The sequence below is a fragment of the Colwellia sp. MT41 genome (assembly GCF_001444365.1).
GTDB lineage: Bacteria > Pseudomonadota > Gammaproteobacteria > Enterobacterales > Alteromonadaceae > Colwellia > Colwellia marinimaniae.
The window spans coordinates 1057529-1082220 of sequence record NZ_CP013145.1 but is presented as its reverse complement, the minus strand read 5'-3'; the positions used below and the strand labels follow the sequence as shown (position 1 = coordinate 1082220).

Genomic DNA, 24692 nt, shown 5'->3' with positions numbered 1-24692 from the left:
TAAGGTCAAGTTTTTATGAACATATGATAAATCACACGCCATCATCTATAGGAACAGTAATGCTTATTAATATGCAAAAAAAACTAAATATTAGCTTTTTCATTCTCTCTATTTGCGTATTACTCGCCTTACTTGATAGTGCTCAAAGCATAACATTAGCAATTATCCTTGCTATGGTTGTTATTTCTGCCGGTTATGCTTGTTTTTTTTTCCAAAAAAAAATATTTATTGCATACCAACAAAAGCTATTACAGGCGGAAAAAGCATCGTCAACAAACAAGCAAGACAAGATTCATATAGAGCAATATTTAGATTTAGCACATCAAATCATTGCAGTATGGGCTGGACAAACAGCATTGGCCAGGGGCCAAGGCGATGAAAATATAAATCAACTAGCAACAAATTTTTCCCGCATTAAGGACCAATTAGCCGAAGCCATTCAAACATCACAAGATACTTCTGGCGATATGAGTGGCGAAGGTGGTCTAACCCATATTATTAGTCAATCGGAACAGTCATTAAATACCATCATTCAATCCTTACACGACGCTATGGTAGGCCGTGATCAAATTTTAAATGAAATAAATAATTTATCCACCATTGCAGAAGAGCTTTCCCGTATGGGTGATGAAGTTGCGGGGATAGCTTCACAGACGAACTTACTCGCTCTTAATGCTGCCATTGAAGCAGCGCGTGCAGGTGAAGCTGGCCGAGGCTTTGCCGTTGTTGCCGATGAGGTTAGAACCTTATCAACTCGCTCTGGTGAAACGGGTGCCCGTATCACCAAAACCATTGAGCAAGTTAATGCCACCTTACAAAACACCTTAACTAAAACCCAAGAATTTACCGAACAAGATGCCCTTATCATTAACTCAGCTGAAGAAACAATAAAACAAGTCATCAAAGATTACAGTGTCGCTGGAGAGAAAATAATGCGCAATGCGAGCCAACTAGTACAAGAAAATACCACGGTGCAGTTGGCGATAGATGATGTACTGGTATCGCTGCAATTCCAAGATAGAGTTAGCCAAATACTTGGCCATGTTTTTGATGATATGAACAAACTTGCCCCGAACTACCAACAATGCCAATACAATTTCAGCCAAGGGCTGCCTATAGAGCCGGTAGATATAAATCAGTGGCTTAATAATATTAAACAGACATATTCCACCTTAGAGCAAGTTGCCTTGCATGATGGCAGTGAAAAATCACCCGATAATAAAAATGATGAAATTACCTTTTTTTAAAGGAAAATTCTGTCGCGCTTAATTAAATAATGGTAACAGAGTAATGAGTAAAACAATTTTAATAGTTGATGATTCAGCCAGTATCAGACAAGTAGTCTCTATGACGCTAAAAAGCGCGGGCTATGAAGTTTTAGAAGCCGTTGATGGCAAAGACGGTCTAAGTAAACTTGATGGTAAAAAAATTCATTTAATCATCTCCGATGTCAACATGCCTAATATGGGCGGCATTGATATGGTTAAAGCGATTAAGCAAATGCCCGCTTATAAGTTTACTCCCATCATTATGCTTACCACTGAAGCATCTGATGATATGAAAAAGCAAGGTAAGGCTGTAGGTGCTAAGGCTTGGATGGTAAAACCCTTCAAACCAGAACAAATGTTGCAAGCAGTGACTATGCTTACTTAAGAGGTTAGCTAAAGTGTACGGCTGCTGAACCGTAAAAAGGCGCAAGAAGCAAAGGATAATGGTTGAGAGAATATGGCTGAAATAACAATAACTCAAGCAAGCAACGACAGTACCGAAATTGTCATTAGCGGTGAGCTGACAATTTATTGTGCTATGGAAGTCTTTCAGCAGCACTTTAAACAGCTAAAAGTAAAGGGACTCACCCTACTCAAACTAGATAATATTACCGAGATTGATACCGCTGGTGTGCAATTACTCATTATGCTAATGAAAATAGTCAATGAACAAAATTGTCATTATCAAGTAATTAGCTTAGGTGAAGCGCTCACCGATTATAGTAATTTATTTCAGCTTAATCGCTACTTTATTGACTTTGAAGACATTAAAGTAATGACTGCCAGTAAAACAGAGGAGGAGTAATGAGTCTAGATGACGTGTTACAAACTTTCTATGTCGAGGCGCAAGAACATTTAGAGTCAATGGAAAATGTGCTGCTGAAAATGGATGAGGGTGAATGCGATAACGACATGCTGAATGATATTTTTCGTTCTGCACACACGATCAAAGGCTCGGCTGGTATTTTTGGCCTAGATCACATTGTTAGCTTTACCCATGTAGTCGAAAACGTACTTGATCGTGCTAGAGACAATGAAATTAAGATAGAAAAAAATTTAATCGACGTTATGTTCAAATGTCGCGATCATATGCAAAATTTAGTTGCTGTCACACTAGATGAATTTAATGGACAAGCTGAACTACAAAAAAATGACGGTGATTTACTTGCCGCATTAGCGCCTTGGGCAAGTGCAGACAGTAAGCAAACCCAAGCAAAAACAAGTACAGTAACGGCAAGCCAAAATGATAATAAACTCACTGATGAGGGCGATAATAATAAGCTGTGGCATATTTCCCTACGTCTATCAACAGATTGCCTTAGAAATGGCATGGACCCATTGTCCTTTATCAAGTTCCTCTCTAGCTTAGGTAAAATTAAACATATAGAAACAATTATCGATGCATTCCCTGATTCAGCCCACTTTGATGCTGAAACTCTCTATTTAGCTTATGAAATAGCGCTACAGTCTGACGCTAGCTTAGAGGAAATAGAAAACACCTTTATGTTTGTCCAAGATGACTCTGACATCACCATTTTATCTGCCAGCGCTAAGGTTGACGACTACCTTGCCCTAATTGATAAACGGCCAGAGGACAACCAAAGGCTTGCAGATATCTTGGTAAATTGCGGCTCACTAACTAGAGATGCGCTCGAACAAGGATTAATTTCACAAAATAAAAAAAATTCTGCCCCAGATGAACAAGCAGCAACGGATAAATTAGCCGAGCAAGCAGTTGAACAAGATAAAACGCCTGAATCAACAGTAAGTGTTGACTTAACTAAACAAAATAAAAACAAAAGTTCTGAAGGTAAGCAAATTCGCATTGATTCAAATCGCTTAGACCACCTAATTAACCTTATTGGCGAATTAGTAATCAACCAACAACGTATTGAATTACTCTCTAAAGACACTAAGAACCCAGCACTAACTGAAGCGGTCGACGATTTTGATAATTTTACTAATCAAATCCGTGATGCTGCCTTAAGTTTAAGAATGGTACCTATTGGTGCTACCTTTCAGCGTTTTAAACGTCTTGTCAGAGATACCGCCCAAGCACTAGGTAAGGACGTTGAACTAATTATTGAGGGCGCAGATACTGAGCTAGATCGCTTAATGGTGGAAAAATTGGGCGACCCACTCACTCATATTGTTCGAAATGCCATGGACCATGGCTTAGAGTCAATAGAAGCGCGACAAGCCGCGGGAAAAAACATTAAAGGACAGCTGAAGCTAGCGGCCTACCATGAAGGTGGACACATTATTATTGCTATCAGTGATGATGGCAATGGCATTGATAAGGTACGTGTACGAGAAAAAGCCATCGAAAAAGGTCTTATAAATCCCGACGCGCAATTGAGCGATAACGAACTATTTCATCTTATATTCCACCCCGGATTCTCAACCGCAACCGAAGTGACAAACTTATCAGGCCGGGGGGTTGGTATGGATGTGGTAAAACGTAATGTAGAAGCATTACAAGGCAGTATTGATATCAGTTCACAAACAGGTGTTGGCTCCGAGTTTAAGATTCGACTGCCCCTAACTCTCGCTATTATTGATGGTTTTCACGTGGAAGCTAGCGGTACACATTTTATTATTCCCCAGGCGACCATCATTGAATGTATCAATCTGGCTAATCACCAAGACATCAAAGGCAGGCATTGTATAAATTTACGTGGTGATATGATCCCTTATCTAAAAATGTCCGAAATATTCAAGCTAACACCAAGCCATCCACAGACACTAGCCAATAATAAAATACCGAGTTCCGTTAAAAGAGAGTTAGTTATAGTTAAATTTGGCAATGATGTTGCCGGTATTGCTGTTGATCGACTTAATGGCGAAATTCAAACCGTAGTAAAACCCTTAGGTCCAATTTTTAAAGCGCTTAAAGGTATAGGGGGCTCTAGCTTACTCGGTAATGGTGAAATAGCTTTTATTTTAGATATACCACAATTAATTGAATTAGCTATCGCCAATGAAATAGTCAACAAGACAGGTAAAAGTAAAAATAGCGAGTAATAAGCTTATGAACAATATGCCAATTAACAGGCAAGAACATGATAACTCGGAGGATACAATGGTGGATAAAACTAGCCAGTTCTTAACCTTTACCATTGCCGGTGAGCATTTCGGTATGGACTTGCATCAAACGAGAGAAATTATTGAATACGCCGGTATAACGAAAGTGCCATTAATGCCGAAATTTATATCTGGGGTAATAAACCTACGTGGTGAAGTTGTGCCAGTAATAGACTTGAGCGTTCGCTTAGGTCGCAAACCTATTACCATACATAAAAGAACGTGTGTCATCGTCATTGAATTACACACCAGCGAACAATATTGTGTACTCGGTTTATTGGCAGATGCAGTCAATGAAGTTATCGACATATCCGCTAGTGATATTGAAGAGGCTCCCGCTTTTGGCGCAAAAATTAGAGCAGAATTTATTCAAGGTATAGCAAAAAAAGATGGTGAGTTTATTGTACTTCTAGATGCAGAAAAAACCTTATCGCCTAGGGAATTAGCTCATTTAGTTGAAGCTGAACTGCAATAATCCATTCACTAAATATAATTTTGAGAGCAGAGGAACACAACATGTTAGAAAAAGTAAGCTTAAAAGCCAAAGTTCTATTTTTGGGCCTTCTGGTGGCATTATCACTGATATTGTTAAGCTGGGAAGCCGTCAATGAGCTATCAAAATTTCATGATTCAACAATTCATAACTTTGAAAAAGTGGAAAGAAATGTAGATATCTTGAATGATATTACTCATCTACATGTCATTTTTAAAAGCCAAGTACAGAGCTGGAAGAATATTCTCATCCGCGGTAATAACCCAAAACAATTTGAAAAATACCATGCTCAATTTATTGAATACTCAGATAAGGTACAGTCATTATTAAGCCATGTTATTGAAAAAAGTTTAGCTGTAGGCAAGAACACAGATGAATTAGAAAAAACTAAAGATGATCATGCTAAATTAAAGCAGTCATATTTAGCAGCCTTACAGCACTTTGATAGTAAAGATCAACAAGCAGGTAAAAAAGTAGATAAAATGGTTAGTGGTATCGATAAAGCCACCAGTAAAGACATGATTGAGCTAGCAGAACACGCTGAAAAGAACTTTGAAAAAATTATAGAAACAACTCATAAATCAATGGAAGAAGATTTTATTGAAGATAGAAGATCATTAATATTATTCTCCGGTATTGAAGCAAGCATTATCATACTGTTAATGATTGTTATTTTTTATGATTTATTTAAAACCTTAGGCGGTGATCCTCGCTACGCGGCACATATTTGTAATCAAGTAGCCAATGGTGACTTAAGTATCGAAATTGAATTAAAACACAACGACAAAACATCTCTGCTTTATAGCATCACTAACATGAAAAACCAATTAGCCACCATTATCCACGATGTAAGATCCTCTTCCGAGGCTTTGTCTTCTGCATCAACAGAAGTCAATTCTACCGCACAAACTATTGCTAAAGGTGCATCAGTACAAGCGGCCAGTGTTGAAGAAACGTCGGCCTCAATGGAAGAAATGTCAGCCTCTATCTCACAAAATAATGAGAATGCGGGCATAACCAATGGCATAGCTCAACAAGCGGCAAAAGAAGCAATGATAGGTGGAGAAGCGGTGTCAGAAACCGTTGCTGCCATGCAAAAGATTGCCGAAAAAATAAGTGTCATTGATGATATTGCTTATCAGACCAATATGTTGGCACTTAACGCCGCTATTGAAGCCGGCCGTGCGGGAGATCACGGTAAAGGTTTCGCGGTAGTTGCCTCAGAAGTAAGAAAACTTGCTGAGCGCAGCCAAATCGCTGCTCAAGAAATTGGCGAATTGGCCAAAGATAGCGTAATACGCGCCGAGCTAGCCGGTAAGTCACTAAAAGATATGGTACCTTCAATTAATAAAACAGCGGACTTGGTACAAGAAATTGCCGCAGCGTCTGCAGAGCAAGCCACAGGAGTTCATCAAATTAATGAAGCCATTGCTCAAGTAAATCAAACTATGCAACATAATGCCGCCGCCTCGGAAGAGCTCAGTGCAACGTCTGAAGAAATGAATGTACAAGCATTACAGTTACAAGAGTCGGTAAATTTTTTCACCTTAGAAGCCTCTCCTCAAGCAAAAAACAAATCATCAAACAGCAGCCCTACCATAAATAATTCTTTGAGTTCAAAGACTAAAAGGTCGGCGAGTAAATTAATAAATAAAAGCAGTAATCGAGATGATGACGATGATAAGTTTGTCAGTTATTAAGTTTTATTGTTGATAACACTGTCATGTTAGCCCTCCTTTGGGCAATGAATATGGCATCAAAGGATAAGGTTAGATAATGCGAGGGTTAGCCGTAATGAGTACATTAGAAACACTACCCTCTGAGGAGATTTTTACCCTTTTTCAAAGGCTAGTTTATGACAAGCTAGGCATTCACTTAGCCAAACAAAAGCGCATGATGTTAGGTCACCGCTTGTTAAAACGCGTTAAGCATATCCAAGTTGATAACTTCTCTGCTTACTTTAGATTTATCACTAACCCTGATAATAGTCATGAACTAGAAGTTGCCTTAGAGTTGATGACCACAAATGAAACTTTTTTCTTTCGCGAGGAAAAACATTTTGATTACATGAGTAATATTATTCTGCCAAGGATAAACGCTAACCAATACTATAAAGTTTGGAGTGCTGCTTGCTCTACCGGTGAAGAGCCCTACAGTATTGCCATGCTACTGAATGAACATTGCTCTACACCTTGGTCTGTGGTCGCTTCTGATGTTAATAAGTCTGTCTTAGCCCATGCCCGCAAAGGCATATATATTAATGATAGAACTAAATTACTGCCTAAGGAATATCGGCAAACTTATTGTGTGAAAGGCACCGACGAATTTGAAGGTTATATGCGAGTGAAACCGGAATTAAGAAAGCAGCTACACTTTTTCTCTTTCAACTTACTTGACAACATGTCAGCTTTAGGGAAATTTGATCTTATTTTTATTCGCAATGTGATGATTTATTTTGATGATAAAACCCGACAAAATATAATTAATGGTCTACAACAATGTCTAAATGAAGAGGGCTACCTATTTATTGGCCACTCAGAAACATTACATGGTTTAGAGCACTCATTTGAATTAATAAAACCGGCAATTTATCAAAAAACTCACGTAAAGGAAAATCAATAAATTAAAGCTGCTTTATCGAGATATGGTCGATGAGACAAGATAATCGCTGCACTAATTTACCGCCAAGCGAGGTGTACTTTATGAAGATAAGAGCAATGAGACAAGATAATCGCTGCACTAATTTACCGCCAGGCGAGGTGTACTTTTCTCAACCATTAAAAAATAATGCCCCAAAAGAATTAAAAACAATATTAGGTTCTTGTGTTGCGGTTATAGTTTGGCATGCAAAGAGTAAAACTGCGGGCATGTGTCACTACTTATTAGTTCAGGAAGCAGAAAAGTCCAAATCATCACAGGTAATACAAACATATCGTTATGGAGAGCAAGCGCTAGATTATTTATTAAAAAGAATGGCATCACTTCATCCATTAGAGGAATATGAATTAGCGCTTTATGGCGGCAGTAATATGTACCCTAGTGTCACCTACCCTTCTATTGGTAAAGTTAATGTCATGTTTGCCAAAAACTGGGCAAAGAAAAACAAACTAACATTCTGTCAGCAAGATACCTTAGGTCATCATGGTCGTAGTGTAACTTTAGAGCTAACCACAGGTGGCATCACTGTTATTAAGTATAAAGATGATAAAGGAGGCTTTAGTGAGCATTCAAGTAATGATAGTTGATGACTCGGCAGTGGTTCGGCAAGTTATCTCTCAGATACTCAATGATTCAACAGATATTGAGGTCTATGCAGTGGCTAATGACCCTATATTTGCTTACAGTAAAATGCAAAAACAGTGGCCTGACGTCATAGTGCTCGATATTGAAATGCCGCGTATGGATGGTATATCTTTTTTAAAAAAAATTATGGCTGAGCGGCCCACGCCGGTAGTTATTTGTTCATCACTCGCGGAAAAAGGAGCTGAGATATCTTTAAATGCCTTAGCGGCAGGAGCTTTTGATATTATTACCAAACCACAAATGGGTTTAAAGAACTTTTTAGAAGAAGCCGCCGGTCAAATAAAAGCGGTTGTCCGCGCTGCGGCAAAGGCAAGGTTACAAAAACCGCTGGTTAGTAAGGTGGCTACTAAGACTCAATACTCTTCAATGGCAAAAACAAATGAGGCCACTAAGTCCCTTATTGAAGCTGTGCTAAACAACTCAACTTCAGCTACAGCAACTGACTTAGTATCCATGAGCCTTACCACAGATAAAGTTATCGCTATTGGCTCATCTACCGGCGGAACTATAGCACTTGAAAAAGTACTAACCGCTCTCCCGCCCACTTGCCCTGGCATAGTAATAGTTCAGCATATGCCTGAAAAATTTACCAAAGCCTTTGCTGATAGACTAAACTCTTTATGTGAGTTAGAGGTTTTAGAAGCAAGCTCTGGCGATAGAGTTATCCCTGGTAGAGTACTGATTGCTCCCGGTGGTAAACACTTACAAGTCAAGCGCTCAGGTGCGCAATATATTGCCATTGTCTCTGAAGGTCCAGCTGTAAATAGGCACTGCCCATCTGTTGATGTATTGTTTAAGTCACTAGCAATCAGTGCTAAGCAAAATGCTACTGGCATTATTCTGACTGGGATGGGCAATGATGGTGCTCAAGGCTTACTAAAAATGAAAAATGTTGGCTGTAAGACCATGGCTCAAAATGAGAGTTCTAGTGTAGTATTCGGTATGCCAAAAGAAGCGATAAAGTTAGGTGCTGCGCAAAGGATTGTTGATTTAAGTGAAATTGCGGAGCTAATTAAGCATTAAAAATAAAAATAAGCTTGATAGTGAAATTAACCTTATGAGTGACTCTATGAATAAATTAAATGTATTAGTTGTTGATGACAGTAATGTGCAACGAAACCATGTCATGAATATGTGTTTAGAGCAAGGTGTTACTAATATCGTCGGTGCCATCAATGGTGTGGACGCCATTAAAAAATTATCAGAGGATAAATTTGATCTTGTTTTCATAGACCTAGAAATGCCGGTCATGGATGGTGTTGAATTATCACGTAAAATTGCTAAAGATAAATTGGCAAAGTCGGTAATCATTTTAAGCTCAAAAGACCCTTCTCTAATTTCCAGTATTGGCACCATGGCTGAATCTGATGGCTTAATTGTCCTAGGTACATTTAAAAAGCCTATGAAAATTAATGATCTAGTAAATAGCTTAAATAGACTAACAACTCATACTAATAGCAATGAAACTCACAAGATATACAACCGACTGGTAGTTGATGACATAATTAACGGCATAAAAGAGCAACAAATCACGTTATTTTATCAACCAAAATTGACCTGTAAGGGCTTATTACTCAAAGGCGTGGAAGCCTTGGCTCGCTGGAATCATCCTAAACTAGGTATTGTCTCTCCGGTAGAGTTTATTACTGCCGCAGAGGAATTTGGTGTTATTTCTGAGTTAACTCATTATTTATTTGATATCGCGCTCAAGCAAAAAGTGCAGTGGCGAGATCATGGCATAAACTTCCATCTTGCTTTCAATCTATCACCACTATCTTTAGCCGATAATGACCTTGCTGAACAAATATACAATCAAGTGATACGCCACCATATAGAACCAAAAGATATTGTCTTAGAGGTAACTGAAAATGCTATTTGTGGCGAGATATCAACCGCGATAGAAACGCTAGCGAAATTAAGATTAAAAGGTTTTAAACTGGCAATTGATGACTACGGTACTGGCTTTGCCAATGCTCAACAGTTATCTCGAGTACCTGCCACCGAGCTAAAACTAGATCGTATTTTAGTCGATAATGTTGCCACTAGGCCGCAGCAATTGGCAATATTAAAAAGCACAGTCAATCTTGCTAAAGATTTAGGTTTAACAACGGTAGCTGAAGGGGTAGAAAATTTTGATGACTTTCAACTGTTATATCAATTGAACGTCGACTTAATACAAGGATATTACTTTGCTAAACCTATGCCCCCTGAAAAGTTAATCCATTGGCTACAAGTTGACTTAGCTAAAATAAGGCAAGATTTACACGAAAAACAAGCTCAGGAAAGTAATAGTTAGCAATTATTATATTGTGATGATAATTGCTAACTATCCAATTGAATAAATTAGCTATTATGCAACTTTTTTATTGGCTTCTATCCAATGTAATTGTTTTTTCAAGGTATTACAATTAAAAGGCTTGACCATAAAGCCAGTGACTTCCCCAGCAATAAGCGCCATTATTTTTGCCTTATCATCTTCGCTAGAGACCATCAGCACAGGTAAGTTAGAGAGCTTTTTATCATGCCTTATTTTACTTAGCAATTGCTCACCATCTAAATTAGGCATATGTAAGTCGGTAATTAATAAATCATAGTCATTTAATCGCAACATTTTCAGCGCATGCAAGCCACAGCTTGCTTCATCAGGGTCGTTATGACCTAAACTAGTTAGCATATGCAGCATAACTTGGCGCATTGATGGCATGTCATCTACCACTAATATTTTCATCTTATAAAATCCCTTTAGTTAAAGACGTGGATATTGAATTAAGGCCTGATTAAAAATTATAGCGTCACATTGAAATTTTTCCACCTCATCAGTAATAATACCAAGTTCACTAAATTATTACCCACTTGTACCGGTTAAAATATCCCAGACCAGCTTGTTCTCAATCGCAAGAACCAGCGATTACTTAATCGAGCGCCTGTGCTGATTTTTTTACCTAAGCACAACAAGATCACACACTTAATGAAACTAGCATAAGTTCTTATATCCCCTAATAGCGACTACAAAGACTAGTAAAGCGAACTTTACTTATCGGGTTTGATCCCTACAATAAAGTCAAATAAACTTTACATTAAATCAAAGAGAGTTTACTTATGACTAAGAAAAATGCTACACCAAATAGTTACTAACTAAAAAATAATGCCAATAACGTCACATTCAGAAATTGGACGGGCTGCTGGGTTATTACCATGGCTATAGCCTCTTTCGCTCCAAAATTTATTTGGGAATTCAACACAGTGTTAACCATTATCGCCGTGCTAATTAACCTAGCGGTTGGTTTGCGTATGTTAATAGCTAATAGAACTTATTTGCATGGCCTAGATGAAATGCAACAAAAAATACTGTTTGAAGCCATGGCCTTAGCTTTAGGGGTTGGCTTAGTCGTCGGCCTAAGCTATGAATCATTAGAAGATATAAAATTAATCACTTATCAAGCTGAAATACCTCATGTGATTATCTTAATGGGCATAACTTACCTAATAGCCGTTGTCTCTGGCCATAGGAAATACCAATGAAAAATCGCTTAAAGGTGTTACGCGCAGAGCGTGACTGGACACAAGCTCAACTTGCTAGCGCGTTAGAGGTATCGAGACAAACGATTAATGCCATTGAAAAGGGCAAGTTTTATCCTAGTTTACCCTTGGCATTTAAAGCGGCTAGGTTGTTTAATTTAGCCATTGAAGATATTTTTCAGGACGAAGTTACAATGGTTAAAAGCTAGCTCATATTAAAAGGTATGTCACATTAATTTAGCCTCTATACATACTACTTTAACGCGACTCTTTGCTAACTATGCTCATTGCTGATTGTTTAAAAATTGGCAGCGACAGTGAATTCCATTAATTCATTTGTTGTTGGGTGTTTTAGTTTTAACATTTCTGCATGTAAATGTAAGCGGTTAGCTGTAGAGCCATATAAATCATCACCAACAATGGGCGTATTAAAGCCTAAGTGATGAGCACAGTGCACTCTTAGTTGATGAGTTCGACCCGTTTTAGGATATAGGTGTACTCTAACTAGGGTTTGCTTACCTTGCTGTTCAAAAGCGACCCTCTGCCATTTTGTTTCCGCGTCTTTACCTGTTTCAAAACAAACCATTTGTCTCGGTCTATCATCGAAGTCACCCGCTAAGGGTAGACGAATAATGCCCTCTTCATTGTCTAATATCTGTTTAGGGCAACCAGACAACAGAGCAACATACCTTTTTTCCACTGTTCGCTTGATAAACTGCTGCTGCAAGCTTTTATGTGCTGATTTAGTCAGTGCTATAACCATTAAGCCTGAGGTCGACATATCCAGGCGATGGACAATAAGTGGTCCGGTTGCTTTAGGGAAAAATAGCTTCATTCGGCTATAAACACAATCAGTTATACTCTTACCTGGCACAGATAAAAGTTCACTGGGTTTATTGATCACCGCCATCTCATTATCTTGATAGAGTATATCGATGCTTTTTTCTTTTGCTAGGTCTTTCAGCATAGGATTATCATCCATGGGCATACCACTGAGCATGTGAGCCAGAATAGGTTGGCATTTACCCATACAGGCGGTATAGAAATTTTTATGTTGTCTGACTGCTGATTTAGGTGATTTACCCCACCAAAACTCTGCCATAGCAAGCGGTTTCAGCCCTACTTTAAAGGCGTATTGCAACAGTTTAGGGGCGGCACAATCGCCGGCACCGGCTGGCGGAACACCATATCTATGGTGAAAAGCCGTATCAATAAATAAATCAGTTAAGTTTTTCTCTTCTTGCTTAATATTTAAAAAGCGGTATTGCTCAAATAATTTCTGTTGTAACGCCTTTGATAATAATGATCTTCTCTCTTTAATCCCCCAAATCACCTCAAGTAAGCTATCTAGAGCATATTGGGCTGTTGTTAGCTTTTCTTGCCAAGAGTATTTCAAATACTTTAATGCATTTTTATCAGCAACACTTTCTTTTGCTAGTTGCTCTTTTAACCGGGTAAATTCATCATCTGAGAGCGAGGCCATAGCTAGGGTACGTTGTGCTTTTCTTGCTTGTCTTTGAGTCGAATTTTCACTTTGTAATTGGCTAATATCATTATTAGCTAAAGAGGATAATTTGGCTAGCGCCTGCTTTTTCACCGCAATTTCAGGGTTGTCTTCTAACAAGCTAAGCTGTGCGTTAAGGTCATTAATCAACTTTTGCTCTTTTTTAAAGAATTCGGCCTTGGTTGAATCATCGACCGGCGGCACAAAGTGACTAAGATCATTATTATCCGCCAACTGTCCTGAAAATCCAGACAGATAGCCTAGCTCCCCTTGAGCATTTACCACTAAAAGAACGCCAAACATTTTGCCACTTTGGCTAAAGTTATGCTGTAATGACTGTTTCTGCTCTAGGCTAACTTGCAGTTCTTGTGCCGCTAATAAACACAAAGGGTGTGGTTGATAATAAAAGGGGAAAGTAAAACGTTCAGGTAAACTATAACCATCAATAGAGGACTTAAAACGAGTAAAACAAGGATCATTCATTTGCATAGATAACGCTCAAAACCATAACAATAAAGGCATAACACCAAAAACAAAAGTGGCCTTATCAGCCAGATAGATTTCAATTAAAGATTAGTACCACTAATCAAAATCCGTAAAGGCTATTTTAATCGTTTGTCACATGGAGGACAATGGAAAATATCATTGCCATTAATTGCTTGTCATTGATTAAGTTCAAATGAGCCCCATCTAATACCAGTTTCATTAAGTGTGTGATCTTGTTGTGCATAGGAACAATACTTCAGGGCAGGCGCTCGATTGAGCAATAGCGGGCTATTGGGATTGAGAGCAACGCTGACATGAGATATTTTAACCAGCACAAGTAAGCAATAATTTAATGAAATTGGTATAATACACAATAATTTTATAATATCACTTACTATGCGTTTACTTAAATCAACAATTCACCCGAATATTAATCCGCTTACGGTTAATTCCCCTGATAAGAAACGTTTTATTCGTAAAGCGACCCGAGCCATAGTGCTTAATGGTGAGAGTATATTGCTACTTTATACCAAGCGTTATCACGACTATAGCCTACCCGGTGGTGGCATAGATGCGGGAGAAAGTCATATTGACGGACTAGTGCGCGAGCTTAAAGAAGAAACTGGCGCGCATAATGTCAGAAACATTGTAGAATTTGGCCTCTACGAAGAATTCAGGCCATGGCATAAAGCAGGCTTTGATTTTGTTCATATGCAATCTTACTGCTATACCTGCACCATTGATGAGGAACTACTTGAGCCAGAATTTGAAACCCATGAGCTAAATAATGGCATGCAGCCAGTATGGATGAACATTCATCAAGCCATTGTTCACAACGAAGCAACCATGGCAACAAGTAAGAAAAAAGGTCTTTCGATAGAACGTGAGACCTTTTTACTAAAGCTCATTGTCAGTGAATTAGTAAACGAATCCGTACCGGCTTAAGTACCTGATTAGTTACCGCCAAATAAAACATCTTGCCGGTTCTCTAGCCACAGTGGGTACTTTGCCATAACCTTGGTAAAAACAGGGCTCTGCAAATAACTATTTAGCCATTGCCTTACCCTTGGGTAGGGTGATTGCAAATACCACTGACGTTCTATGCGGGCAAATTGTCGAATAAAAGCAATTAAGGCAATATCAGCGAGACTTTCTTTATCTGAGATTAAATAACAGTGTTTAGATAAGCGTAGCTCTAATTTTTCTAGGTATAACTGGCAAGCTTCGCGGCACTGGCCAATATTATCTTCTTGATAGCGTTTAGCGCATTTATAGGCTTCCAAACAAGTTTTAAAGCCGGTATCAAATTCATTAATGAGTAAGAGCATTTCAGCTAAGGCGCCCTCTTGCTGACTGGGTTTGCGACCACCTTCGTCTCTGTGTAATAAATCATCAGGATCCGTTGCACGTAAAGCCCATAACATGATAGCTAAACTTTCTTCGATTACCGTACCATTGGTTAAGACTAATACCGGTACTGTCCCTTTAGGCGATACCGCTATCATTTCAGCAGGTTTATTACTTAATACCAAGTCTCTTAACAAAACTGCCTGTTTAGCTTTAAAAATTGCCAGTCTCGCGCGCATGGCATAAGGGCAGTTTCTTAAAGAATATAATATGGGAAGTTCTATTATATTACTGTTTTTACTAACAATTACATTGGTACTTTTATTCATAACGGTAAACATTCCAGCGCTGCAATAAACAATTACTTTAAAGAGCTATTTTAACGGTATTCATCGGCTCATTATACGAGTAAAATCCCCCCTTTGAAATTTAACCGCCGTTTAATTGGCTAAAGTTGTATAAATGAGTCCTAAAATTGAATTGTTAGCCCCCGGTGGTGATGTAGATGCGATAAAAGCGGCAATTATTGCTGGCGCAGATGCGGTGTACTGTGGTTTAGATACTTTTAATGCCAGAAACCGTGCTACTAATATTTCTTTTGATGAACTGGTCCGTATTATTCGACTCGCACACCAGTATGAATGCCAAATATTCTTAACGCTTAATATCATTATTCTAGAGCGCGAATTTAAAACCCTGGCTAAGTTATTAAGTAAACTGGCTAACACCACGCTCGATGGCGTTATTGTCCAAGACTTAGGCATGCTGTATATTCTTAAAAAGCACTTCCCGACCTTAGACATCCATGCTTCGACCCAATTAACAACCCATAACATTGGTCAAATTCCATTTTTAAAAAAATTGGGTGCCTCACGGGTTAATTTATCTCGTGAATTAAACTTAAAAGAAATCACCGAAATTACTGCCGTATCGACGGAGTTAGATCTGCTTACAGAGGTATTTGTTCACGGCTCATTATGTATCGCATTTTCAGGTTTATGTTATTCCACTTCGGCCAGTGTCGGTAATTCTGGTAATAGAGGCCGTTGTAGCCAAGCTTGTCGTGAAGAATATAAACCCACCGAAACAGGTAATAAATTCCCACTAAACATTAAAGATAATTCGGCATTTTTCGATTTACCGGCACTAATCGATGCTGGCGTGCACTCCTTTAAAATTGAAGGCCGTATCAAGGGTGCTAGCTATGTTCATACCGTTATCGATAGTTTCCGTAAGCAAATAGATGGCTTTGTTGCCACCGGTGAACTACTTGAAGACGGCGAGCGACTTTATAAGGTGTTTAATCGCGATTTCTCTAATGCTTTTTTACGCGGCGATTTAAACCAATCGATGTTTATTGAAAACCCGCGTGATAATTCAAAATATTACGCACTAGATAAAAGTAACGCTATCTCTGTAGTAGAAATACAAGATGTTGAACAAAAACTAAGTGATGAAAAAGAACAAATTCACGCCAGTGTCTTTGACAAAATAAAACACCTAAGTATTGAAAAACGTGTCTTATCTTTAGTATTCTCTGGTGAAGTTGGTAAACCTTTAACCGTTACCATCAAAATAAAAGAAGCGGCAAGTACAGGTGTTTCCGAGCAAGCTACCACAGAGCAAACCCATGTTATGCACTCTGAACGCCTACTTATAGCCAGTGAAAAAAACTGCATTGATGATAGTGCCATTGCAAAGCGCTTTAAAAGCTTCAATAACGCTGAGTTTAACTTAACTCAGTTAAGTACTGACGCTATACCACAAGGTGTCACTATTCCTTTTAGAGAGCTTACCGCACTTAAAAATAAGATAGCGGCCTTACTCAATAACGATATCCCGTTATTAGCAGCAGTAGAGCTACCAAAACTAGTACGTCATGCAAAACAAGACCAGGCGGTCAAATTATCACTATTAATATCTGATGAGAGCGACATCAAGCTTGGCGACATAACTGATGCCGATATTTATTTTAAACTGCCCGATGCTTATAAGCGGGGCTGTACTAAATACGTGAGTTTTTTCCAACAGAACCCACGTCTTATTCCTTGGTTCCCCTCGGTATTAATTGGTAAAGATTATGATGTCGCGGTAAATATTTTACAGCAAGTTAAACCTAAATTGATTGTCACCAATAACACTGGCATTGCCAATAGAGCCTTTGAATTAGGCATTGACTGGATTGCTGGACCGTTTTTAAATACCACCAATTCTTATGCGTTATTGGCGATGAAAGAAAACTTTAACTGTAGTGGCGCTTTTATTTCCAACGAAATTAACCGCCAACAGATGAAGACAATCGCCCGTCCGGAAAACTTTAAAATGTTGTACAGCGTTTACCACCCCATTTTATTAATGGTCAGTAGGCAATGTTTCTTCCAGCAAAGTGTTGGTTGCGAGAAGCCTAGGATTGATAATGGCTGTATGCTTTCATGCGATAAATCGACTAGTATCACCAACCTCAAAGGCGTTTCCTTTGCTATTGATAAGCAAAAAGCTGGCTACCCAAGTATTTATAATAACGATCAATTCTTAAACACAGAAATAATCCAAGACTTAGCGCAGTTATTTGATGGTTTTATGATTGATTTAACTAACATAGGTGCCGGTGATAAAGAGTCACCTGATAAAGCGTTACTCATTGCACAATTTGAACTGTTACTTAACAATAGTAATATCGAGCAGGCTGGACAACTTGGCAGACAAGCAAACTCGTTATCAAATTCGTCGATAAACGCCAAAAACAAGCTGAATAGCTTAGTACCTGAGTCGACCAACGTACAATATCATAATGGCTTATAAGCCATGATAAAACCTTTGTTGAGCTAACGATACCATCAGCCAACAAATAACAAAAAGGCCATTGACATATTCATGTCAATGGCCTTTTCAATTTACATAGGTAAAAAAATTAGTGAGCTTCAGAAACCATATTGATTGTGTATTTAGGGATATCAACCACTAAATCTTCATCGCCAACAATTGATTGGCAACTAAGACGAGATTCAGGCTCTAAACCCCAGGCTTTATCAAGCAAATCTTCTTCAAGTTCATCACCTTCTTCGATAGAGTCAAAACCTTCTCGAATAATAACGTGACAAGTAGTGCAGGCACATACTTTTTCACACGCATGCTCTATTCCAATATCATTTCTTAACGCGACGTTAAGTACGCTTTCGCCTTTTTCGGCTTCAACAACTGCGCCATCTGGACATAGTTCTGCATGAGGTAAAAATATAATTTTTGGCATTTTATCTATTCTCTTTGTAGGCGTGAACTTGTTCGCACCATTATCTTATTCAATTTAAAGCGAGAATAAATTCTCGCCTACAGTTTAGCTAAAGCTTATCAATCGATTGGCCCGATAATGCTTGGCTAATTGAACTATCCATACGTCGTTCAGCAAATAATACGGTACTATCGTTCAACTTATCAAGGGCTGTTTCTATCGCTTTATTATCACTGCCTTGACTTACTTGAGCGAGGGACTTAATCGCACTTTCAATAACAGTAACTTCATCACTATTGAGCAATTTACTATCGGCAAGTAAGGCTGCTTGCACTGACTCAATAACACGTGCCGCGTCAACTTGTTGCTCTTTAAGCATACGCGCTTGCATATCTTCGGCAGCATTATTCATTGAATCTTTAATCATCTGACTAATTTGATTGTCATCTAGACCAAATGAAGGTTTAACTTCAATGCTGGCTTCTACCCCGGTGGACTTTTCCATCGCAGTTACCGAAAGTAAACCATCCGCATCAACGTTAAATGTCACTCTTATATGGGCTGCACCAGCAGTCATAGGGGGAATGCCACGTAACTCAAAACGGGCTAGTGAACGACAATCATCAACTAACTCACGCTCACCTTGTAATACATGGACCGCCATTGCTGTTTGACCATCTTTAAAAGTGGTAAATTCTTGCGCCTTGGCCACCGGTATAGTGGTATTACGTGGGATCACCTTTTCTACTAAGCCGCCCATGGTTTCAAGGCCAAGGGACAAGGGTATAACATCAAGCAATAACATATCACTATCAGGCTTATTTCCTGCTAAAATATCTGCTTGAATAGCCGCTCCAATAGCAACCACCTTATCGGGATCAATAGTAGTTAATGGCGTCTTATTAAAGTACTTTTCAACTTCACTGCGCACCAAGGGTACACGTGTTGAACCACCTACCATAATAATTTCAACGACTTCATCAACCGTTATACCAGCATCTTTAATGGTACGACGACAAGCACGTAGTGTTTTCTTCACTAATGTGCCAATAAGTTCATTCAATTGTGCTTGGTCGAAACTTACCGTCCAATCACTACCGCTATCAAGAGAAAGACTGATCTCAACTTGATCATTATCAGTTAACTGCTCTTTGGCAAAACAAGCTTGCTGCATCAATTGACGCTCTAATGATGGCGATAAAGGTCTGGTTAAATCCGCTTGTTCAACAAGGTAGTCAACGATAGCTACATCAAAGTCATCACCACCCAGTGCAGTATCACCACCCGTAGCTAATACTTCAAAGACACCTTTATTTAAGCGCAAAACAGAAATATCAAAAGTACCGCCACCTAGGTCATAGACAGCAATAATACCTTCTTGTCCTGAATCTAACCCGTAAGCTACCGCAGCGGCCGTGGGTTCATTTAATAACCGTAAGACGCTAAGGCCGGCTAATTTTGCTGCATCTTTAGTACTTTGCCTTTGAGCATCGTCAAAGTGAGCGGGCACAGTGATAACAACACCGGTTAACTCGCCGCCTAAAGCGGCTTGTGCGCGTAGCTTTAGGGTTTTTAATATTTCTGCTGATACTTGTACTGGGTTAATAGCACCTTGCCTGGTCATAATTTCAGGATGATTTTCATCACCACAAAACTCATAGGGTAAAGATGGATATTTACTTTTAATATCAGGCAGTGAGCGCCCAATTAAACGCTTAGCAGAAGTAATAGTATTCTCTGCGTCCTCAATGCTAAGAGCTTGGGCTGCCTGACCCACTAAAATATTGTCTGCTTGATAGCTGACTATTGAGGGTAATAAATCACGGCCTTGCTCATCGCTTAAAGTACTAGCGTTTCCGCTTTGTACACTTGCTATCAAGGAGTTTGTGGTACCAAGATCGATGCCTGCAGCTAATCTGTGTTCATGAGGAACGGTACTTTGACCGGGTTCTGCAATTTGTAATAAAGCCATGATGTTAATTCAATGATCTGAGTTTAGGTTAATGGTAAGTGGTAAATACTAAGGTGCTTGGGTTTTCAATTATTGCTGCCGACTTGCTCTGCTAGTCATCAAACAAGGCATCTTCAAGGCGGTCCACTTCAATATTTAGCTTTTGATAAAACTTTAATTTACGTAAATTATCGCATGCTGCATTATTAGATGCTGAGTTATTTTCACTTATCTGTGCTCTCATCAGTTGAGTAAGCTGTAAGTATTCACTTGATAATACTCGTTGAACTTCAAGTAAGGCGGCATCCGCATCACTTGCCTGCTTAACGTCTTCAAGCATTTCTCGCAATTCCATTTGATGCAATAAAAAACCTGTATCGCTAAAAGAGTGTTGCTCGTTTGGCATATCAACACCGCGTTGAACTAATATATATTCAGCACGTGGTAATGGTTGTTTTAGGGTTTGATATGCGTCATTAATTTGCGCAGACTTTTGTACGGCAATGCGTTGATCTTGGTCTGATGCGTGGGCAAACTTGTCTGGATGTACCGCCTTTTGCAAGGCTTGATAACTTGATGATAGATTTTGTAAATCGAGATCGAAAGAGGCTTCAATGCCGAAGAGTTGGAAGTAATTCACTGCTTATACCTAGAGAAATGGGTCTAAAAGCTTTCTATAATAAGCTTAATTTTAATAATGTTCTAAACTCGAAGGAACTTGGTTCAAGTACAAGGAGAAAGCGCAGAGTAGACGTTAGTCAATGAGCACTTTCAACGTCGTAATTGAATCAAGTTGCAAAGATATTATACATTAAAACTTTCACCACAGCCGCACTCACCTTTGGCGTTGGGGTTGGTGAACTTAAAGCCTTCGTTTAAGCCTTCTTTAACAAAGTCGAGTTCAATGCCATCAAGATAAACCAAGCTTTTCTTATCTATAATAATGTTGACATCATCAATAGAGAACAGCTGATCATCTTCATTTAAATCATCAACAAACTCGAGTACATAAGCTAAACCTGAACAGCCGGTAGTTTTAATACCTAAGCGAAGCCCAAGCCCTTTGCCACGATTTTGCATGAATGATTGAATACGTTCAGCTGCTGCAGGTGTCATGGTAACAGACATTGTTTTCTCCGTTATTTACCTTGTTTACTTTGTTTACTTTTATAATCTTCAATCGCTGCTTTAATGGCATCTTCAGCCAAAATTGAGCAATGAATTTTTACCGGTGGTAAAGCTAACTCTTCAGCAATATCGGTATTTTTAATTTTACCCGCTTCTTCAATTGACTTGCCCTTTACCCATTCAGTAACCAATGAGCTTGATGCAATCGCTGAACCACAACCGTAGGTTTTGAATTTAGCATCTTCAATGATACCATCAGCAGAAATTTTAAGTTGTAGCCTCATCACGTCGCCACACGCAGGTGCGCCAACCATACCAGTAGCTACTGTTGGATCGTTTTTGTCCATTGAACCAACATTACGTGGATTCTCATAGTGATCAATTACTTTTTCGCTGTAAGCCATGTTACTCTCCTAACTTGTGCCAAATTGTTATTAGGTAATTTCGAGATAATTACTTATACACCTTATTTGACACTAAATTTTATCTAAAGTGCTGAACTATTTTACTAAACCTTATTTTATTTAACTCAGTTTAGTTTAGTGAGCAGCCCATTCAATTGAATCTAAATCGATACCGTCTTTGAACATTTCCCAAAGCGGTGACATATCGCGTAAATGACCTATAGCGCCTCTAATTAATTTAATGGCGTAGTCAATTTCTTCTGACGTGGTAAAACGACCAAAGCTAAAACGAATTGAGCTATGGGCCATTTCATCATTTAGCCCTAATGCGCGTAGCACATAAGACGGTTCTAAACTTGCTGATGTACAAGCACTACCTGACGATACCGCCAGGTCTTTCAGTGCCATAATTAACGACTCACCTTCAACATAGTTAAAACTGACGTTTAAATTACCAGGATAACGTTTGTCAAAATCACCGTTAACAAAAACTTGTTCCATTGAGTTGACACCAGCCCAAAGACGGTCGCGCATTGCTGTTACATGGATAAGGTCTTGTGCCATTTCTGCTTTAGCCAAACGACAGGCTTCACCCATACCAACAATTTGATGCGTTGCTAAGGTACCAGAGCGCATGCCACGTTCATGACCACCACCGTGAGTTTGTGCTTCAATACGAACACGCGGTTTACGTGACACATATAAAGCGCCAATGCCTTTAGGTCCGTACATTTTATGTGCTGAAATAGACAATAAGTCAACTTTCAACGCTTGCATATCAATGTTAATTTTACCGACACTTTGTGCGGCATCAACATGGAAAATAATTTTGCGAGCACGACACATTTCACCAATTTCATTGATGTCTTGAATAACACCAATTTCATTATTTACATGCATTATGCTCACTAAAACAGTGTCATCACGCATGGCATCATTTAATTTTTTTAAATCAATTAAACCATTTTCTTCCGGGTCAAGGTACGTTACTTCAAACCCTTGACGCTCTAATTCGCGACAAGTATCTAATACCGCTTTATGTTCGGTTTTACTGGTAATAATGTGTTTACCACGTTTGTGATAAAAATTAGCAGCACCTTTAATGGCTAGGTTATTTGATTCTGTGGCGCCCGAGGTGAATACAATTTCACGTGGGTCGGCATTAATTAATTCAGCAACTTGATTACGAGCGATATCAACCGCCTCTTCGGCTAGCCAGCCAAATTTATGAGAACGGGACGCGGGGTTACCAAAATGACCGTCTGTGGTCATGTATTGCATCATTTTTTCTGCTACACGCTTATCTACAGGTGTAGTAGCTGAGTAATCAAAATATATAGGAAGCTTCATGCGCTAACTCTCTCCGATGGTAAATCTTTAATACGACGCGACTGGCTATTACCAGTCGTTCATTACATTTTTAGTGGTTATCAATGTCTCTAACGGTATGCTTTTATTAGCATTTATATGTAGTTTATCTTGTCGTTTAGAAACGGCTATCACATCACGCTTTGCCACTAATTCTGATAAGCTGATGTTTTGCAAAAATTCTTCAATTCGTTGGCTTAACCCTTCCCAAAGAGAATGAGTTAAACATTGTTCACCATCCTGGCAATTGTCTTTTCCTGAACATTTAGTGGCATCAACACTTTCATTTACCGCACAAATAACATCAGCAACCGCTATTTCAGCTGAGCACCTGCTCAAGCGATAACCGCCTCCAGGACCACGAACACTGGTCACTAGCCCTTGCTTGCGTAAACGAGAAAAGAGTTGCTCTAAATAAGACAAAGATATACCTTGGCGCTCAGAAATATCAGCCAAAGATACAGGTCCAGATACGGCATGAATAGTAACGTCTAACATGGCAGTAACTGCGTAACGACCTTTAGAAGTAAGTTTCATAATCTGCTCTCAAACACTATGTTAGTGTACTCAATATATCAATTTAGTAGGACGATTAAGTCAAAGCTATTTGACCACCAAAGCATAGAAAAAAATGCTTAGTTTAGTAAATGCTGCGCAATTCTACCTAACCCTACATATTAGTCAAATGAATACCCTAGTAATTTACTCAAGTATTGTACACCAAGAAATGAGAGGCGAGAAGTAATAGTTGACTAAATTAGTCAACTATTATTTTTTAATGAAATTAAATTTCAGGATCAAAGCTGCTCACCTTGCTTTCACGACGCTGCGCCGCTGCTTTTTCATCTTCAATAAACTCACCCACTCTTAATTCAGGCAAGTTTTGATCACAAATATTACCACCTAGGCTATTAACTTCTTTGCAAAGAGCACTCACTCGATCATCCATTAAATGCACATGATCAAGTAAGCGACCAATAGCTTTAGCCACAGGATCAGGGTTATCGTGGGAAACAGCATAGGCATCAAAGCCATATTTTTTAGCGGCAGCTTCTCGCTGTTGGCCTTCACCTTTACTCGGTTTATCCGGAACGATTCTGCCAGGAATACCTACCGCAGTAGCGTTAGCGGGTAAGTCTTTAACAACCACTGAATTAGAGCCAACTTTACCGCCTTTGCCGATAGTGATAGGGCCTAGTACTTGGGCGCCTGCACCAATAACAACATTGTCTTCTAAGGTGGGATGGCGTTTACCCGGTTTCCAACTAGTACCACCGAGAGTAACACCTTGATAAAGGGTAACGTCATCACCTATTTCGGCGGTTCCGCCAATAACAACGCCCATGCCGTGATCAATAAAAAAGCGTCGACCAATAGTGGCACCGGGATGTATTTCAATGCCCGTTAACCAACGTGAAAACGTAGAAAAAACGCGCGCTAATAACTTCCAATTAGCACACCATAATTTATGACTCACTCGATGAAACCATATGGCATGTAAGCCTGGATAATTAAGTAACACCTCGAAACTAGTACGAGCGGCGGGATCTCTATCAAAGACACTATTGATATCTTCTTTGATACGGCTAAACATAAATTATTCCTTCT

General features: G+C 39.1%; 25 protein-coding genes. 14 read left to right on the top strand and 11 right to left on the bottom strand.

The features are described 5' to 3' along the window. Positions 1-23: 23 nt before the first annotated feature. The 10 genes from CMT41_RS19455 to CMT41_RS04580 all read left to right on the top strand — a co-directional run bounded on the left by CMT41_RS19455 (position 24) and on the right by CMT41_RS04580 (position 10444). On the top strand, positions 24-1247 hold the full coding sequence (locus CMT41_RS19455) for a methyl-accepting chemotaxis protein (protein ID WP_082606433.1): 1224 nt from the start codon (positions 24-26) through the stop codon (positions 1245-1247). A gap of 43 nt (positions 1248-1290) precedes the next feature. Then, the gene (locus CMT41_RS04620) at positions 1291-1653 is read left to right on the top strand and encodes a response regulator (RefSeq protein WP_057180012.1); all 363 of its coding nucleotides are present in this window, start codon (positions 1291-1293) and stop codon (positions 1651-1653) included. A 72-nt stretch (positions 1654-1725) separates the two neighbouring features. Continuing rightward, positions 1726-2073 (top strand): STAS domain-containing protein, encoded by a 348-nt coding sequence (locus CMT41_RS04615; protein WP_058026483.1) that lies wholly within the window; start codon positions 1726-1728, stop codon positions 2071-2073. Continuing rightward, on the top strand, positions 2073-4292 hold the full coding sequence (locus CMT41_RS04610) for a chemotaxis protein CheA (RefSeq protein ID WP_058026482.1): 2220 nt from the start codon (positions 2073-2075) through the stop codon (positions 4290-4292). Before CMT41_RS04615 ends, CMT41_RS04610 begins: the two co-directional genes overlap by 1 nt. A gap of 58 nt (positions 4293-4350) precedes the next feature. Continuing rightward, positions 4351-4827, top strand: a complete 477-nt coding sequence (locus tag CMT41_RS04605; RefSeq protein ID WP_082606432.1) for a chemotaxis protein CheW — start codon at positions 4351-4353, stop codon at positions 4825-4827. 41 nt (positions 4828-4868) lie between these two features. Then, positions 4869-6545, top strand: coding sequence for a methyl-accepting chemotaxis protein (locus CMT41_RS04600; RefSeq protein ID WP_057180009.1), 1677 nt, complete (start codon positions 4869-4871; stop codon positions 6543-6545). Positions 6546-6639: 94 nt separating this feature from the next. Beyond that, complete coding sequence (locus CMT41_RS04595; RefSeq protein ID WP_198149786.1) at positions 6640-7467, top strand: CheR family methyltransferase; 828 nt, start codon at positions 6640-6642, stop codon at positions 7465-7467. A gap of 80 nt (positions 7468-7547) precedes the next feature. Further along, on the top strand, positions 7548-8090 hold the full coding sequence (locus CMT41_RS04590; protein ID WP_198149785.1) for a chemotaxis protein CheD: 543 nt from the start codon (positions 7548-7550) through the stop codon (positions 8088-8090). After that, complete coding sequence (locus CMT41_RS04585) at positions 8065-9171, top strand: protein-glutamate methylesterase/protein-glutamine glutaminase (protein WP_307188489.1); 1107 nt, start codon at positions 8065-8067, stop codon at positions 9169-9171. The genes CMT41_RS04590 and CMT41_RS04585 overlap by 26 nt, the downstream gene beginning before the upstream one ends. Before the next feature lie 46 nt (positions 9172-9217). Next, a complete protein-coding gene (locus CMT41_RS04580) occupies positions 9218-10444 on the top strand; it encodes an EAL domain-containing response regulator (RefSeq protein WP_197410252.1) in 1227 nt (408 codons plus the stop codon). 54 nt (positions 10445-10498) lie between these two features. Here the strand turns inward: CMT41_RS04580 and CMT41_RS04575 are convergent, their stop codons facing one another. Continuing rightward, positions 10499-10876: a response regulator gene (locus CMT41_RS04575; protein WP_057180004.1), complete on the bottom strand. Its 378-nt coding sequence runs from the start codon at positions 10874-10876 to the stop codon at positions 10499-10501. 467 nt (positions 10877-11343) lie between these two features. Here CMT41_RS04575 and CMT41_RS04570 point away from each other — a divergent pair, with 467 nt between their 5' ends. Further along, a complete protein-coding gene (locus tag CMT41_RS04570; protein ID WP_232300016.1) occupies positions 11344-11670 on the top strand; it encodes a hypothetical protein in 327 nt (108 codons plus the stop codon). Beyond that, a complete protein-coding gene (locus CMT41_RS04565) occupies positions 11667-11876 on the top strand; it encodes a helix-turn-helix transcriptional regulator (RefSeq protein WP_058026479.1) in 210 nt (69 codons plus the stop codon). The genes CMT41_RS04570 and CMT41_RS04565 overlap by 4 nt, the downstream gene beginning before the upstream one ends. Positions 11877-11965: 89 nt before the next feature. Here CMT41_RS04565 and CMT41_RS04560 read toward each other — a convergent pair whose 3' ends face one another. Then, positions 11966-13660 carry an RluA family pseudouridine synthase gene (locus CMT41_RS04560; protein WP_058026478.1) on the bottom strand — a complete coding sequence of 565 codons (1695 nt, stop codon included), beginning with the start codon at positions 13658-13660 and terminating at the stop codon, positions 11966-11968. 393 nt (positions 13661-14053) lie between these two features. Here CMT41_RS04560 and CMT41_RS04555 point away from each other — a divergent pair, with 393 nt between their 5' ends. Beyond that, positions 14054-14602, top strand: a complete 549-nt coding sequence (locus CMT41_RS04555) for an NUDIX domain-containing protein (RefSeq protein WP_058026477.1) — start codon at positions 14054-14056, stop codon at positions 14600-14602. Between the two features lie 8 nt (positions 14603-14610). On the opposite strand, the gene CMT41_RS04550 is transcribed toward CMT41_RS04555, so the two are convergent. Next, entirely contained in the window at positions 14611-15333 is a 723-nt protein-coding gene (locus CMT41_RS04550; RefSeq protein ID WP_057180338.1) for a glutathione S-transferase, read from the bottom strand. A 133-nt stretch (positions 15334-15466) separates the two neighbouring features. On the opposite strand from CMT41_RS04550, the gene CMT41_RS04545 reads away from it, so the two are divergent. Then, a complete protein-coding gene (locus CMT41_RS04545; protein WP_058026476.1) occupies positions 15467-17806 on the top strand; it encodes a peptidase U32 family protein in 2340 nt (779 codons plus the stop codon). Between the two features lie 109 nt (positions 17807-17915). On the opposite strand, the gene fdx is transcribed toward CMT41_RS04545, so the two are convergent. The 8 genes from fdx to cysE form a co-directional block, all read right to left on the bottom strand. Further along, positions 17916-18254: an ISC system 2Fe-2S type ferredoxin gene (fdx, locus tag CMT41_RS04540; RefSeq protein ID WP_057179999.1), complete on the bottom strand. Its 339-nt coding sequence runs from the start codon at positions 18252-18254 to the stop codon at positions 17916-17918. 88 nt (positions 18255-18342) lie between these two features. Further along, a complete protein-coding gene (hscA, locus tag CMT41_RS04535; RefSeq protein ID WP_058026475.1) occupies positions 18343-20205 on the bottom strand; it encodes a Fe-S protein assembly chaperone HscA in 1863 nt (620 codons plus the stop codon). Positions 20206-20296: 91 nt separating this feature from the next. Beyond that, on the bottom strand, positions 20297-20824 hold the full coding sequence (hscB, locus tag CMT41_RS04530) for a co-chaperone HscB (RefSeq protein ID WP_057179997.1): 528 nt from the start codon (positions 20822-20824) through the stop codon (positions 20297-20299). 164 nt (positions 20825-20988) lie between these two features. Further along, positions 20989-21312 carry an iron-sulfur cluster assembly protein IscA gene (gene iscA / locus CMT41_RS04525; protein ID WP_057179996.1) on the bottom strand — a complete coding sequence of 108 codons (324 nt, stop codon included), beginning with the start codon at positions 21310-21312 and terminating at the stop codon, positions 20989-20991. 11 nt (positions 21313-21323) lie between these two features. Beyond that, positions 21324-21716, bottom strand: coding sequence for a Fe-S cluster assembly scaffold IscU (gene iscU, locus CMT41_RS04520; protein WP_057179995.1), 393 nt, complete (start codon positions 21714-21716; stop codon positions 21324-21326). 135 nt (positions 21717-21851) lie between these two features. Continuing rightward, the gene (locus tag CMT41_RS04515) at positions 21852-23066 is read right to left on the bottom strand and encodes an IscS subfamily cysteine desulfurase (RefSeq protein ID WP_057179994.1); all 1215 of its coding nucleotides are present in this window, start codon (positions 23064-23066) and stop codon (positions 21852-21854) included. A 48-nt stretch (positions 23067-23114) separates the two neighbouring features. Next, positions 23115-23621 (bottom strand): Fe-S cluster assembly transcriptional regulator IscR, encoded by a 507-nt coding sequence (gene iscR, locus CMT41_RS04510; RefSeq protein WP_057179993.1) that lies wholly within the window; start codon positions 23619-23621, stop codon positions 23115-23117. A gap of 247 nt (positions 23622-23868) precedes the next feature. Beyond that, entirely contained in the window at positions 23869-24678 is an 810-nt protein-coding gene (gene cysE / locus CMT41_RS04505; RefSeq protein ID WP_057179992.1) for a serine O-acetyltransferase, read from the bottom strand. Between the last annotated feature and the right edge of the window lie 14 nt (positions 24679-24692).

Excerpts from the sequence above, each read along its gene's own strand:
- CMT41_RS19455 (WP_082606433.1), top strand. The coding sequence starts at position 24 with ATGATAAATCACACGCCATCATCTATAGGAACAGTAATGCTTATTAAT.
- CMT41_RS04620 (WP_057180012.1), top strand. The coding sequence starts at position 1,291 with ATGAGTAAAACAATTTTAATAGTTGATGATTCAGCCAGTATCAGACAA.
- CMT41_RS04615 (WP_058026483.1), top strand. The coding sequence starts at position 1,726 with ATGGCTGAAATAACAATAACTCAAGCAAGCAACGACAGTACCGAAATT.
- CMT41_RS04610 (WP_058026482.1), top strand. The coding sequence starts at position 2,073 with ATGAGTCTAGATGACGTGTTACAAACTTTCTATGTCGAGGCGCAAGAA.
- CMT41_RS04605 (WP_082606432.1), top strand. The coding sequence starts at position 4,351 with ATGGTGGATAAAACTAGCCAGTTCTTAACCTTTACCATTGCCGGTGAG.
- CMT41_RS04600 (WP_057180009.1), top strand. The coding sequence starts at position 4,869 with ATGTTAGAAAAAGTAAGCTTAAAAGCCAAAGTTCTATTTTTGGGCCTT.
- CMT41_RS04595 (WP_198149786.1), top strand. The coding sequence starts at position 6,640 with ATGAGTACATTAGAAACACTACCCTCTGAGGAGATTTTTACCCTTTTT.
- CMT41_RS04590 (WP_198149785.1), top strand. The coding sequence starts at position 7,548 with ATGAAGATAAGAGCAATGAGACAAGATAATCGCTGCACTAATTTACCG.
- CMT41_RS04580 (WP_197410252.1), top strand. The coding sequence starts at position 9,218 with ATGAATAAATTAAATGTATTAGTTGTTGATGACAGTAATGTGCAACGA.
- CMT41_RS04575 (WP_057180004.1), bottom strand. The coding sequence starts at position 10,876 with ATGAAAATATTAGTGGTAGATGACATGCCATCAATGCGCCAAGTTATG.
- CMT41_RS04570 (WP_232300016.1), top strand. The coding sequence starts at position 11,344 with ATGGCTATAGCCTCTTTCGCTCCAAAATTTATTTGGGAATTCAACACA.
- CMT41_RS04565 (WP_058026479.1), top strand. The coding sequence starts at position 11,667 with ATGAAAAATCGCTTAAAGGTGTTACGCGCAGAGCGTGACTGGACACAA.
- CMT41_RS04560 (WP_058026478.1), bottom strand. The coding sequence starts at position 13,660 with ATGCAAATGAATGATCCTTGTTTTACTCGTTTTAAGTCCTCTATTGAT.
- CMT41_RS04555 (WP_058026477.1), top strand. The coding sequence starts at position 14,054 with ATGCGTTTACTTAAATCAACAATTCACCCGAATATTAATCCGCTTACG.
- CMT41_RS04550 (WP_057180338.1), bottom strand. The coding sequence starts at position 15,333 with ATGAATAAAAGTACCAATGTAATTGTTAGTAAAAACAGTAATATAATA.
- CMT41_RS04545 (WP_058026476.1), top strand. The coding sequence starts at position 15,467 with ATGAGTCCTAAAATTGAATTGTTAGCCCCCGGTGGTGATGTAGATGCG.
- fdx (WP_057179999.1), bottom strand. The coding sequence starts at position 18,254 with ATGCCAAAAATTATATTTTTACCTCATGCAGAACTATGTCCAGATGGC.
- hscA (WP_058026475.1), bottom strand. The coding sequence starts at position 20,205 with ATGGCTTTATTACAAATTGCAGAACCCGGTCAAAGTACCGTTCCTCAT.
- iscA (WP_057179996.1), bottom strand. The coding sequence starts at position 21,312 with ATGTCTGTTACCATGACACCTGCAGCAGCTGAACGTATTCAATCATTC.
- iscU (WP_057179995.1), bottom strand. The coding sequence starts at position 21,716 with ATGGCTTACAGCGAAAAAGTAATTGATCACTATGAGAATCCACGTAAT.
- CMT41_RS04515 (WP_057179994.1), bottom strand. The coding sequence starts at position 23,066 with ATGAAGCTTCCTATATATTTTGATTACTCAGCTACTACACCTGTAGAT.
- iscR (WP_057179993.1), bottom strand. The coding sequence starts at position 23,621 with ATGAAACTTACTTCTAAAGGTCGTTACGCAGTTACTGCCATGTTAGAC.
- cysE (WP_057179992.1), bottom strand. The coding sequence starts at position 24,678 with ATGTTTAGCCGTATCAAAGAAGATATCAATAGTGTCTTTGATAGAGAT.